An 11,444-nucleotide genomic window follows, 5' to 3' on the forward strand; every position below is an offset into this window, starting at 1 on the left:
GCCTGGGGGGGGCCGGAAACGGGGGCGCAGGGACCGGCGCCGTGAGCCTCCTGACTCACCAGGAGCCCCCGCGAGCGCCACGCCGGGCGGCTTGACGCCTCCGGATGGCCGGGAGACCTTCCCGGCCCCCATGAGACTCGCTCCGTCTTCCGAGCCCGGTCGTCCCTCGGAGCCGCCCCCCGCAGTCACCACCGAGCTGCCTGCTCACGCCGCCGACGAAGTCGGCCTGTCCGCCGAGGCCCGGTTGTGTGTGCTGCAGGAGATGATGGGCGAGGCCTTCTTCACGCTCGACGCCCACGGCCGTGTCCGCGAGCTGAACACGCACGCCGCCGCCCTGTTGGGTGTGTCGGCCGAGCAGGTGCGCGGCCAGGAGCCCTGGCTTGCGCAGCCCGAGCTTTCGGGCACGGTGCTGCACGAACGGCTGATGACGGCACTGACCACGCGCGAGGGCGGCCGCTTCCTGGCGGAGCTGCCTTCGCGGACCTGGCTGGAGGTGACGGTCCGCGTGGTGGGTGACGAGACGTGGGTGCTGGCCACGGACATCACCCAGCGCCAGCACGCGGAGAACGAAGTGGCGCGCACCGAGGAGCGCTTCCGCCAGTTGGGCGAGCGCTTCCAGGTGGCGCTCGACTCCGCGCAGATGGCCGTCTGGGAGACGAACCTCGTCACCGGCCAGGTGTTCCGCTCCGAGGCGCATGACCGGCTCTACGGCTACGCACAGCCGCAGGCGGAGTGGACGCACGAGAAGTTCCTCGCCTCCATCCATCCGGAGGACCGCGGGGAGGTGGAGGCCCAGGTCGCCGCGCTCTTCACCCGGCACGTGGACGCCTATACGTCCACCTTCCGCACCTGCTGGCCGGACGGGAGCTGGCACTGGCTCACCAGCCGGGCGACGGTGATTCGCGATGCCACGGGCAACGTCGTGGTGGTGCGCGGGGCCATCCTGGACATCACCGCGCTGAAGGAGACGGAGGCCGCGCTGCAACAGGCGGTGCGCACGCGGGACGACTTCCTCTCCATGGCCAGCCACGAGCTGCGCACGCCGCTGACGTCCCTGCGCCTCCAGTTGCAGTTGCTGCGGCGCCTGGGCGCCTCCACGCCTGGCGCGACGCTCGGCTCGGAGAAGGTCGCCGCGAAGCTGGATAACACGGAGCGCCAGTTGCGCAGGCTGGGCGCGCTGGTGGACAACCTGCTGGACGTCAGCCGCATCCAGACGGGGAAGCTGGACTTCCAGTTCGCCGATGGAGACCTGGCAAGCGTGGTGTCGGACGTCGTCTCCCGCTTCGCCGAGGAGGCCCGCCTGGCGGGCGTGCGCCTGGACTCGCACGTGGACGCGCCGGCCCCGTGCCGCTTCGACCGGCTGCGCATGGAGCAGGTGGTGAGCAACCTGCTCACCAACGCCTTCCGCTACGGCACGGGCAAGCCGGTGAAGGTGTCGCTGACACACGCCCCCGACAGGCTCCGGCTGGTGGTGCAGGACAGCGGGCCGGGCATTCCCGCCTCGGACCGGGATCGCGTCTTCGAGCGCTTCACCCAGGGCGACAACGCCCAGCGGCGCGGCGGCCTGGGGCTGGGGCTCCACATCGTCCGGCAAATCATCGACGCGCACGGCGGCCGCGTCCACGTGGAGGAAGCGCCTGGAGGCGGCGCCGCCTTCGTGGTGGATTTGCCACGGTAGGGCAGGCGCCCCCCGTTCCGCGGGGCAGGCACGACATCCACTTGTGGACACATGCGGGGCGCGGCCCACGGGGTGACACCCAGCCCTTCCTCCGATTTCTTACACCCTGACGCTTTTCGGGAAGGACTTGGCGTCATCAGTGAATCGGGGTTCGCCGAACATGTGCAATATGCCGTCCCGGTTCGGCGTCCAAGCGGGCGTGGGTGGGTTGCTCGTCATGGCCGCGGCGGTCGTTCCGTCAGGAGGCGCTCCGATGTGGATTGAGAGCATCATCATGCCGCGCGAGGACGACTCGGAGCCCTACGTCCCGGCGCCACAGCGGGACCGGCGCAGCGGGCTCGCGGCGGCGTTGGAGGAGAGCCGCAAGCTGCGCGACAGGGTGCAGCGCTTCGTGAGCGCCCACGACTTGTCGGACGGCGTGAGGTGGCTCAGCGAGCCCGGCCTCCTGCCCGTCATCACCATCCACTGCACGGACTTCGCGCTGGCGAAGCTGCGCGAAGCCGCGGACTTCGTGGTGGGCTGCGCGGCGCCCATCGACGTCTACCCCGCGCTGGTCGGCGCGCAGGGCCAGGTGGCTCCCGAGGCCCTGCTCACCTCAGCCGTGCCCCAAATGCAGCGCCGCATGTAGGGCCGCATCACGGCGTGGGGATGCGCCGGTAGCGCGCCACGCACAGTTGGTAGATGGCATAGGCCACCAGCCCCAACGCCACCAGACCCAGAAGCCAGGGTCCGAAGGGCTGGCGCGCCAACGTGCCCAGCGCTTCACCCAGGCCGCCCGCCTCTCCCGGGTCCGCGCGCAGCGCCGCCTGGATGAAGAACCAACCCACCAGCAGGAACACCACGCCGCGTGCCGCGACACCGGCCTTGCAGATGCGCTCCACCCAGGTCCGCTGGCGCGCGGCCAGTCCGGACAGGCTCAGCTCCTCCAACATGTGTCCCTTCCAGGACTGGTAGAGCTGGTACCCGGCGAACGCCATCACCGACAGGCCCACCATGACGACCAGTACCTGGCCAAAGGGCTGGGACAACAGCTTGGCGGTGAGCCCCTGGTTGCCGCCGCCACCACCGCCACCTCGGCCGCGAAGGAGGTTGAAGGCCGTGAGCGCGAGGCTGGCGTGAATCACGCCGCTGCCCGCCATGCCCACGCGCGCCGCGATGCCCTTTGCGGAGCGGCCTTTGTCTTCCAAGTCCCAGGCGGCCTGGGCGAAGCGCCACAGCGCGAAGGCGACGAGTCCCACCCCCAGCAGCGCCAGCAGCACCGAGCCGAAGGGCTGGCGCGCCACCTCCTCCACGGCGCCATGGGTGTCCGTCGCCTGGCCTCCTTCACCCGCGGCCAGCATCAACGCCAGCACCCCAATCACCGCGTACACCGCCGCGCGCGCGGCGTAGCCCACGCGAGCCGCCCATTCCACACCGCTCCGGCTCGCGCCCTGCCCCGCCCGAGCCACCCGATGGAGGTCGGGCCGGCGCAATGTCCCCGTCGCCATGTGTCCTCGTTCCTTTCCGGCGCCACCGCCATGTCCGAGCAGGAACGATGCACATGGACACGCCGCGCCCCAACGGACGCTCGCCTGGCCGCTCGCCCGGGCCTCCGGGGTGGCTTTCCCGCTTCAACCGTAGCGCTGGCGAAGCAAGCCCCGTGTCCCGAATCCCAACACCGTCCAGGCCACACAAACACTGCCCTCACTACAATCAGACGCTCAACACCTCCCAGGCGTCGTGTCCCCGCTGGCACGATGGCATCGCCATCTCCCATCCCATCAGCCGAGGAGGTATAGCGGTCTCACGTGGGCGCTTGCGCCCCCATTCCATGGAGGGCACGTCACTCGCATGCGGCTCATCATCACGTTCCTGCTGGGTGTGGTCTGCGGCGGCATCGGCGTCTGGCAAATCAAGCCAGATGCGACTCCATCTCCCGTGGAGAACCCAGCACCACTGAATGCTGTCGCCACCAGGCAGTCACCCACTCCAGGCCCATCCACTCCCGCCGTCCGGAGCAAGGCCCCTCACCCGCCTTCGCCCGTCACTCCAGCACCGCCCCCACCCCACGCCGCGCCTGGAGCGACGGCCCAGCTCGAATCAGAAAGGCAGGCACAGGTCGCCAGCCTGGAGGAGAAGCTCCGGATGGAGCGAGAACTCCGAACACTCGACCAAGGCGAACCGGTGCCCGTCCCCGCTTCCCTCGACGCGAGATTCCAGGAAGCAGCACTGGTGGAGTCCATCGGAAAAGCGCTCGCCCAGGCTGGATTCGAAGATGCCTCTGTCTCCAGCATCGACTGCACCGAATATCCCTGCATCGTGTATGGCGAGGGAATGGGGGCGCGTGATGACTTCGAGCGGCTCTCGGTAACGAGCGCGTTTTCAGACTATCGCACCGACCGGCAACAAGCATTCGGGTGGCGGATTGGGGGAACCGGTGCGCCAGAGAAGCGATACTTCGGGTTGGCGCTGTACTCGCGCGACGAATCGCCCGAGCGCCAGGAAGCGCTCAATCAACGCATCCAATACCGCAGCCGGCAGATGCAGCAGACCCTCCCGCGTCCGTGAATTGACGACGAGCGTCCCTCGCCAATCTCGCAGCATTGAAACGCACAGCCAGACAGCCCGTCCTGAGGGCCGCATGGCCGTGCCCGTTCCTCTTGCCACGAAACTTCGTGCGGACGCCCTAGTCGCAGCCGACGCGCTGCGTGCTCACCACGACGTTGTCAATCCACGTCTCGGAGCCGGACGCTCCCAGCGGGTGGACGAAGCCGTAGCCCACGGAGAAGTTGTTGAAGGCGCGCATGCCGATGTTGGTGAAGTCGTGCGCCAGCGTGCCGTCCACATAGACGCGGGTGTTGCCGTGCGTGCTCGACGGGCTGTCGCGGCGGACCTCCCACTCCAGGCACACCCAGCGCCCCGCCTCCATGCCCAGCCGGACGGGCTCGGGCTGGCGGTTCCATCCCTGCCCTTCGCGGAAGGACCAGTCATCCAGCGCGAAGCCGCTGTCCTGCATGACCTGGAGTTCGAAGCCACCAAAGTCCGCGCCGAAGTTGGACAGCACGAAGAAGGTGCCCATCTGCCCGAACACTCCCGGCAGCGAGCGCATGTAGACGTGCGCGCGCACGAAGAGCCGGGTCTCGAAAGCCGGGATGCTCTTCTGCCACTGCGCGATGGCCTTGCCAGGACGCTGCCGCTCGTCGTGTCCATCCTCGGTGAGGACGTGCAGCGCGCCCGGGCCGTTGCGCGTCCGCGTGCTGTCCACCTGGAGGGAGGCGTTCTCCGCGCTGGCGCTCCAGCCGTTGGTGTCGTTGCCGCTGTCGAACAACTCGCAGAGCAGCGCGTTGGAAGGACAGGTCCCGGGCTCGGTGCTGGGCCCCGGGTTGTCGTCGCCCGCGTCCGTGCCGGAATCCGTTCCCGCGTGGGTGCCCGCATCGGTGCCGGCGTCATTGCCAGGAGGTGGGTCGTCACCATCGTCCGAGCACGCCGGCAGCACGCCCAGGGACAGGACCGCGAGGGGGAGCAGGAAAGACTGCTTGAGACGCATAGGTTCAGGTATCCGGACAGGCCCGCGGGGCCGGGCATGCGCTGAGGGGACGCGGTCGGCGGGCTCCCCGGACCGGTGCCGACCGTCACGAATCCCTATCACTCGCAGTGCCTGCGGGTCACCTGGGCTGGGCCGACCCAGGGGGCAGCCCGACCTGCATCCGAATTCATGGCGAACGGCGCCGGAGTCGTGCAGGAATCTGCGCCATGAAACTCTTCTACTCCCCTGGCGCCTGTTCGCTGTCGCCCCACATCATCCTGCGTGAGGGCGGCTTCTCCTTCACCACCGAGAAGGTGGACATCCGCGCCAAGAAGACGGCGGCGGGCGAGGACTTCCACGCCATCAACCCCAAGGGCTATGTCCCGGCGCTCCAGTTGGATGACGGCAGCCTGCTGACCGAGGGCCCCGCCATCGTCCAGTTCCTCGCCGACCAGGTCCCCGACAAGAAGCTGGCCCCGGCCAACGGCACGCTGGAGCGCTACCGCCTCCAGGAGATGCTCAACTTCATCTCCACCGAGATTCACAAGGGCTTCAGCCCCCTCTTCAATCCGGCGTTCTCGGATGACGTCAAGCGGCTGACGCGTGAGCGGCTCGCGCAGCGCCTGGGCCTGCTGGAGGCGGTGGTGGCGAAGCAGGCGTTCCTGCTGGGCGACCAGTTCACCGTGGCGGACGCGTACCTCTTCACGACGCTCAACTGGGCCGGGCACACCAAGGTGGACCTGGAGCCCTTCCCCGCGCTGCGCGCCTATCACGCCCGCGTGGCGGACCGGCCCTCCGTGCAGGAGGCCCTGAAGGCGGAAGGCCTCGCGAAGTGACGGCGGCCTTCGTCAAGCTGCTCGTCACGGACAGCGCGCGCTCAGTGGCCTTCTATGAGGCGCTGGGCTTCACGCGCGTGAGCGCCGAGCCCCCCTTCGTCCACCTCCGGTGGGCGGAGGCCCTGGATGTGTACCTGGTCACCCCGCCGCCACAGCTGAAGCTGGAAGGCCGTCGCGGCACGGGGGTGCTCGTCGGCCTCCGCGCCGAGGCGCCCCACAGCCTGGACGAGGTGCTCCTGCGGGCCCAGGCCCAGGGCGCCGCCGTGGACGGCCCCACGGTGCAGCCCTGGTACACCCGGGAGCTCATCGTCACCGACCCGGACGGCTACCGGCTGAACTTCATCGAGCCGGCGTAGCCGCGCTTCACCGCGGGCCAGGGCGCGCGGCCTTCACCCGAGGCCGCCGCCCTGCGCCCCCGCTTGTCGAACCGCTTGCCCTCCAGAGACGACGTCCGGCAGGCACCTCTCCGAGCAGCTTCTGCGCACAGAGGAGCCGGACAGGTCCGGGACATGGAAGCGACGGCCCTCGCCGGTTACGGTGCGGGCCTCCGCTCCCGTCTCATGGAATCCCGCGTCGCCGCCCTCTTCGCCCACGTGCGTGAGCACGCCGAGAATCGCCCAGGCATCTACCGGATGCTGGGGCCTTCGGACGAAGTGCTCTACGTGGGCAAGTCCGTGCGGGTGCGCACGCGGCTCTTGTCGTACTTCCGCGCGGAAGCGCACGAGAAGGCGGCGGAAATCATCGCCCACGCGCACCGCATCGTCTGGGAGTACACGCCCAGCGAGTTCGCCGCGCTGTTGCACGAGTTCCGCCTCATCAAGTCACAGCGCCCCCTCTACAACGTGGAGCACAAGCGGGACCGGGGCCACTGCTTCATCCACCTGACGCGCGAGCCCGTCCCCCGGCTGCGCGTGGTGAGCCGCGCCAGCAGCGAGAGCGGCGACTACTACGGGCCCTTCCACGGACGGAGCGCCATGTCCGAAGTGGTGCGCGCGGTGAGTGACTTGCTGGAGCTGCGCGACTGCGCGGCGGACACGCCCATGCGACTGGCGGACCAGGGCCAGCTCTTCCCGCTGAAGCAGGAGCCGTTGTGCATGCGCGGGCAGCTCTCGCGCTGCCTGGCGCCCTGCGCCGGCGGCTGTACTCGCGCGGAGTACGACGCGCGCGTCGCCCAGGCCCGCGCCTTCCTCGAAGGGACGTCCGACACGCCGCTGACCCTGCTGCGTGAGCGCATGGCGCTGGCGGCCCGCAGGCTCCAGTTCGAATACGCCGCGGAGCTGCGGGACAGGGCGGAGCGGCTGGAGCTGATGCGCGGCTGGGTGGTGGAACTGAGCCAGATGCTCAAACGCCTCTCTTTCGTCTACACGGTGCCCGGCCATGGCGGCGATGACCGCGTCTACGTGGTGCGCCGGGGCAGCGTGCGCGCGGAGCTGCCCGCGCCCGTCACACTCGAGCAGCAGCAGGCGCTGGAAGCGAAGGCCCGTGAAATCCTCGAGCGGCCTGAGCCGGAGACGCTGGGCTTCCGTGCACACGAAGCGCAGGAGGTGATGCTCATCGCCCGCTGGTTCCGCCTGCACCCCGAGGACCCAAGAACCACAACGGGACACCTGAACCGCAGGTGAAGTTTCATCTTCTGCCCCATACTGCACGCAGAGAACTGCAAGCAGTGCTTCACGTCTTCTCGGCCAACATAGAAATGCTCACACCAGCCACTGAGCGCTGGCTGGTGCGGAGCCAGATTGTCAGCGAGCCGAACCACGGCCGCATCTACCTGGAGCTGGCCGAAGGCGACGAGGCCGAGGCGATGCGCGGGATGGCGCTCCTTAACGCCCTGCTGGGCTGAGCGGCAGAGCAAGGGGAACCCGCGCCGCCGCACCGCTCGGGTTCCAGACCAATCCTGAGACATTGAAACACCACGGGAAACACACCCAACCCTGGGCGCTAACCACACTCAACGCAAGACACCCAGCACGATTTACTTCACCTTCCCACGCAGGGATGTATGCGTTTCCCCACAGCCACCGAGGGCCCCGCCAACCCCAAAGGAACGCACGCCATGAAGACCGCCCCGAAGTCCCGCCACGCTGGCAAGACGACGGCAAACCGAGCCCCAGAACGTCACGTTGAATCTGAGAGCACCTAACGAAAGTCAGGGATGGACTGGCCGCAGACAGGGGCCAGCCCCAGGTTGAGGGGCATGGTCCGCGAACTCGTCCCCGACGCCTCGTGGCAGCGCGTCGCTCCCTTGCTTCCTCCTCCTCGCCCCAAGAAGAAGCTGGGTCGACCTCGAGCGGACGACCGGGCGGCACTGGAAGCCATCGTCTTCGTGCTGCGGTGCTCTCCCCCCCTCCCGCGACCTGCTCGACCATGCCTGTCTGTGCGGCCGTTTCCCAAGCAGGACGATGACGGAGTGGGAGTTCGAGAAGGATGGCGAGGTCGTCAAGGTCGAGCCGACAGGGCCGTTGAGTGTCCGGGTTGGAGGGGCGACCGACCTCGCCGTCGACGCGGCGATCGCCGGTTGCGGCATCGTCTACCTCTTCGAGGACTGGCTGCGTCCTCACGTGGAGCGCGGTGTCCTCGAACCCGTCCTCGAGCCCTGGTGGCTGTCCTTCTCCGGGCTGTTTCTCTACTACCCCGGGCGTCGTTTCGTGCCAGCGCCGCTCCGGGCGTTCGTCGACTTCATCAAGGCCTCGGCGGAGCAGGCCTGCCCCCCGGCGACGTCACAACGCGACGTTGACCGCGACACCCTCGCGCCCGGTCGCCCACTCGCGCAAGTACGTGTTGAGTTCCCCGAAGAACGATATCGACACCAGGTCCGACACCGCGAAGAGCTCCCGGAGCAGTGCGCCCACGTGGTTGTTATGTGTTTCGGCCGCGTCAGCGTCCACGTACTCTTCGATGATCGAATAGTGACCGGGCTTCTGCGTGGTGAACCACTGGTAGCGCAATGTTCCCGGCTCGGTCGCGGCGACGGAGGCCAATGCCCGCGCCGCTCGGAGGAACTCCGTCTCCCCGCCGGTCCGTGTCTTGAATTCACAAATCACCAGAAGGCTCATTCGACGCTCCTGCACTGGCTGCATTTCGAGGGCTGGCGTCCGTCATACCATCCGACAGGCTTGAAGTCGTCAACGAACGCATGCCGGTAGAGCCGCCCTTCCCGCAGCATCGTCTTGACGCACGCATGGCGCAGCGTCCTGATTCTGGCGCGGCGCGGGGCAGGTTCGGTCCTGCGCTGGCGTGCGGTGCGGGGACGACTCCCTGGAGGAGGGTGACGGATGCACGAGTACGATTTGATCGCGGACTGATATGCCTCCCACCGTACGGGCCAGATGGGCGTCCCGGAAGTTACGGCGCTCGCGGCCGCGCTTCCGGCCGGCGCCTGGGTGTTGGATGTCAGCTGCGGCACGGATCTGCCGCTGACGCGGATGCTGCTGGAGCACGGCTGCCGCGTGCTGGGGGTGGATAGCTCCGCGAACTGCTCGCGCGATTTCAAGCGAACTTCCCCGATGTGCCGGTCCTCTGCGCGCCCATCCAGCCGTGTGAGCTTCAGGCGCGGACGTTCGACTCGGCGATCGCATGGGGCGTCCTGTTCCACCTGCGCCACGAAGAACAGGCGCAGGCGATCGCCAATATCGCGAGGGCCTTTGAGTCTCGGAAAGACCCGATACGGCACGCCTCAGCCGCAGGTGGACATCCGCCTACCGCGCGGATCCAGCCACCGGGAGACGAGCGCAATGCTCTACACCTTCGCCGCCAGCCTGGAGCTGAACACCCCTGTGCCTACCCAAAATTCGGTCGTTGCGCCATGGGTGCGCAGTAGCCCCCGCGGCATTGCGTCAATGCGAGCGAGCGAGGCGCGCGAAAGGGCGTCGTCCGCCGAGGCGACTTCTTCCCTGACACAGGGGGGCTCCCTGTGGGACAGCCTGGTCATCGTGTTGATGTTCGTCGCCGGCTTCGTCTACGGCGCCCGCGGAGATCGCGAACTGCAGCAGAAGAAATCGGAGCTGCTGGCGGAGGGGGTGCGTTGTTGGGGACGGCTTCTCGGCATCGCCCCCAGGGAGATAGCACGACCATCAATGGCAGACGGTGGATGGGGGGGCGAATCACCGTCGAGGCCTATGCCGCGGTCGATCCTCGGGGTGTGCAACCCCACGCCGTCGGCACCCGGGTGGCCGACAAGGTCGTCATCGGGGCCGAGGTCTCGGAGCTCCAGTTCGCGCTGGTGATTCCAGGCTACTTCTGCGCGTTCCTGCTGCATCCCAGAGACCATCGCCACACGCGCCTGGACGGCTTCGTGACCGCCCAGGGGCAGGTCGTCGCCAGGCTCTAGCGGAGGTCAGACCTGGAGCTGTCCGTGGACGAAGGCAAGCTTCGGGCTGCGGAAGCCCATCAGGACCCACGCGCCCAGCAGCTTGACGAAGAACGAGACGGATTGGTGCTTGCCGTTGGGGACGTCCTCGGGGAGCACCGTCCCGGGCGGGAGGTCCGAGGTCATGGTCCGCAGTTCGAGCGAGGGCATCGTCCCTTCGGGCCAGAGCGCGCCATAGAGGCTGAGCCAGTGGCCGTTCTCGAACTCGAGGAAGACGGGCGTGTTGCAGCAGGTGGCGACGACCCGGCGGGTCTTCGCCTCGGGCGTGAGCCGGAACTCCTTGAGGTGCTCGGTGCCCTGTTGGAAATGGACGCGGTCCTTGCGGTAGAGCACGAAGCGCGTCGCGCCAAGGGAGCTCAGGACCGGCCGGGCCCCGGGGAGCGTCTGAAGCCTGGCGCCGGCCGCGCGGCAGCTATTGCAGCAGCATTCGGCGCTGATGATGGGGACTCCCCGCACCTGCAGGAGGACCTTTCCGCAGGCGCAGCCGAGCTGAGGGGGTTGGGTCATGTCGATGCTTTCTCTGGGAGGGGACGGTTGAAGAGGAGGCGGATGTAGCGGTCCAGGTGGTCCAGGCTCTCGCGCACCAGGGCGGCATCGTTCCCCGCCTTGGCCAGGACGAAGGTGCCTTGAATCACCGTCTGCGTGTGGCGCGCGAGGCTCGCGGCCGTCCAGCCGCCGGAGATACTGTGCCTACCCGAAATCCGGTGCTGCGTCATGCGTGGGTCAAGGCGAGTGGGCGCGGCGCATAGGGGGCCGCCGAGTTCCTGTAGCGGCGAAGAAGGGGTGGAGCAATGGGGAGGCGGCCTCGGGGCGTACCAGGCTGCCGCTGCGCGCGGCCGGCTCGGCGCCCCCCAAGCGGGGACGCAGGCCGGACCCGCCGAGATGGGGCGGGGCCACCTGGGCAGTGCTTCGCCCCTGAGCCCGCGCGCGCATCGAAACCATGCGACTTTCACCTACCCCAGCGAGTTGCCCGCGAGCCCACGCGCACCACGTCGCCACGCACTCACTGTGAAGCGGACACCGGCAGATTGGAACCACGGACGAGAGGTCGCCCAC

13 protein-coding genes and 2 pseudogenes are annotated in these 11,444 nt (G+C 68.4%); 10 read left to right on the plus strand and 5 right to left on the minus strand.

Annotated features, from left to right (window positions below):
- Window positions 1-1,678: PAS domain-containing sensor histidine kinase (locus FMP39_RS30415; RefSeq protein ID WP_228558469.1), on the plus strand; the 1,678-nt coding region annotated here is incomplete at its 5' end.
- Between the two features lie 253 nt (window positions 1,679-1,931).
- Window positions 1,932-2,306, plus strand: coding sequence for a hypothetical protein (locus FMP39_RS30420; protein WP_141593594.1), 375 nt, complete (start codon window positions 1,932-1,934; stop codon window positions 2,304-2,306).
- A gap of 7 nt (window positions 2,307-2,313) precedes the next feature.
- Here FMP39_RS30420 and FMP39_RS30425 read toward each other — a convergent pair whose 3' ends face one another.
- Entirely contained in the window at window positions 2,314-3,165 is an 852-nt protein-coding gene (locus tag FMP39_RS30425; protein ID WP_141593595.1) for a DUF1206 domain-containing protein, read from the minus strand.
- A 637-nt stretch (window positions 3,166-3,802) separates the two neighbouring features.
- On the opposite strand from FMP39_RS30425, the gene FMP39_RS30430 reads away from it, so the two are divergent.
- On the plus strand, window positions 3,803-4,225 hold the full coding sequence (locus tag FMP39_RS30430) for a hypothetical protein (RefSeq protein ID WP_141593596.1): 423 nt from the start codon (window positions 3,803-3,805) through the stop codon (window positions 4,223-4,225).
- A gap of 118 nt (window positions 4,226-4,343) precedes the next feature.
- On the opposite strand, the gene FMP39_RS30435 is transcribed toward FMP39_RS30430, so the two are convergent.
- Complete coding sequence (locus FMP39_RS30435; protein ID WP_228558470.1) at window positions 4,344-5,204, minus strand: hypothetical protein; 861 nt, start codon at window positions 5,202-5,204, stop codon at window positions 4,344-4,346.
- Window positions 5,205-5,410: 206 nt separating this feature from the next.
- Between FMP39_RS30435 and gstA the strand changes: the two genes are divergently transcribed.
- The 6 genes and pseudogenes from gstA to FMP39_RS37565 all read left to right on the plus strand — a co-directional run.
- Entirely contained in the window at window positions 5,411-6,019 is a 609-nt protein-coding gene (gene gstA / locus FMP39_RS30440; protein ID WP_141593598.1) for a glutathione transferase GstA, read from the plus strand.
- Window positions 6,016-6,375 (plus strand): VOC family protein, encoded by a 360-nt coding sequence (locus FMP39_RS30445; protein ID WP_011556072.1) that lies wholly within the window; start codon window positions 6,016-6,018, stop codon window positions 6,373-6,375. The genes gstA and FMP39_RS30445 overlap by 4 nt, the downstream gene beginning before the upstream one ends.
- 204 nt (window positions 6,376-6,579) lie before the next feature.
- The gene (locus FMP39_RS30450; protein ID WP_228558471.1) at window positions 6,580-7,641 is read left to right on the plus strand and encodes a UvrB/UvrC motif-containing protein; all 1,062 of its coding nucleotides are present in this window, start codon (window positions 6,580-6,582) and stop codon (window positions 7,639-7,641) included.
- A 74-nt stretch (window positions 7,642-7,715) separates the two neighbouring features.
- Complete coding sequence (locus FMP39_RS30455; RefSeq protein ID WP_153881180.1) at window positions 7,716-7,862, plus strand: hypothetical protein; 147 nt, start codon at window positions 7,716-7,718, stop codon at window positions 7,860-7,862.
- Between the two features lie 354 nt (window positions 7,863-8,216).
- Window positions 8,217-8,354, plus strand: a pseudogene (locus FMP39_RS38220) (transposase); the annotation flags it as partial.
- Window positions 8,355-8,376: 22 nt separating this feature from the next.
- Window positions 8,377-8,700 (plus strand): annotated as a pseudogene (locus FMP39_RS37565) (LysR substrate-binding domain-containing protein); the annotation flags it as partial.
- 39 nt (window positions 8,701-8,739) lie between these two features.
- Here the strand turns inward: FMP39_RS37565 and FMP39_RS30465 are convergent.
- Window positions 8,740-9,075 carry a putative quinol monooxygenase gene (locus FMP39_RS30465; protein ID WP_141593601.1) on the minus strand — a complete coding sequence of 112 codons (336 nt, stop codon included), beginning with the start codon at window positions 9,073-9,075 and terminating at the stop codon, window positions 8,740-8,742.
- A 1,085-nt stretch (window positions 9,076-10,160) separates the two neighbouring features.
- Here FMP39_RS30465 and FMP39_RS30475 point away from each other — a divergent pair.
- Window positions 10,161-10,349, plus strand: coding sequence for a hypothetical protein (locus tag FMP39_RS30475; RefSeq protein WP_194858625.1), 189 nt, complete (start codon window positions 10,161-10,163; stop codon window positions 10,347-10,349).
- A gap of 6 nt (window positions 10,350-10,355) precedes the next feature.
- Here the strand turns inward: FMP39_RS30475 and FMP39_RS30480 are convergent, their stop codons facing one another.
- Together FMP39_RS30480 and FMP39_RS30485 are read right to left on the minus strand one after the other, a co-directional pair.
- Window positions 10,356-10,895, minus strand: coding sequence for a GFA family protein (locus FMP39_RS30480; protein ID WP_141593603.1), 540 nt, complete (start codon window positions 10,893-10,895; stop codon window positions 10,356-10,358).
- Window positions 10,892-11,104, minus strand: a complete 213-nt coding sequence (locus FMP39_RS30485; RefSeq protein WP_228558472.1) for a hypothetical protein — start codon at window positions 11,102-11,104, stop codon at window positions 10,892-10,894. The genes FMP39_RS30480 and FMP39_RS30485 overlap by 4 nt, the downstream gene beginning before the upstream one ends.
- Between the last annotated feature and the right edge of the window lie 340 nt (window positions 11,105-11,444).

This window comes from Myxococcus sp. AB056 (assembly GCF_006547365.1).
Lineage (GTDB): Bacteria > Myxococcota > Myxococcia > Myxococcales > Myxococcaceae > Myxococcus > Myxococcus virescens.

Bases quoted from the DNA above. Each gene is read 5' to 3' on its own strand.
- FMP39_RS30420 (WP_141593594.1), top strand. From the start codon at position 1,932: ATGTGGATTGAGAGCATCATCATGCCGCGCGAGGACGACTCGGAGCCC.
- FMP39_RS30425 (WP_141593595.1), bottom strand. From the start codon at position 3,165: ATGGCGACGGGGACATTGCGCCGGCCCGACCTCCATCGGGTGGCTCGG.
- FMP39_RS30430 (WP_141593596.1), top strand. From the start codon at position 3,803: ATGGAGCGAGAACTCCGAACACTCGACCAAGGCGAACCGGTGCCCGTC.
- FMP39_RS30435 (WP_228558470.1), bottom strand. From the start codon at position 5,204: ATGCGTCTCAAGCAGTCTTTCCTGCTCCCCCTCGCGGTCCTGTCCCTG.
- gstA (WP_141593598.1), top strand. From the start codon at position 5,411: ATGAAACTCTTCTACTCCCCTGGCGCCTGTTCGCTGTCGCCCCACATC.
- FMP39_RS30450 (WP_228558471.1), top strand. From the start codon at position 6,580: ATGGAATCCCGCGTCGCCGCCCTCTTCGCCCACGTGCGTGAGCACGCC.
- FMP39_RS30455 (WP_153881180.1), top strand. From the start codon at position 7,716: ATGCTCACACCAGCCACTGAGCGCTGGCTGGTGCGGAGCCAGATTGTC.
- FMP39_RS30465 (WP_141593601.1), bottom strand. From the start codon at position 9,075: ATGAGCCTTCTGGTGATTTGTGAATTCAAGACACGGACCGGCGGGGAG.
- FMP39_RS30480 (WP_141593603.1), bottom strand. From the start codon at position 10,895: ATGACCCAACCCCCTCAGCTCGGCTGCGCCTGCGGAAAGGTCCTCCTG.
- FMP39_RS30485 (WP_228558472.1), bottom strand. From the start codon at position 11,104: ATGACGCAGCACCGGATTTCGGGTAGGCACAGTATCTCCGGCGGCTGG.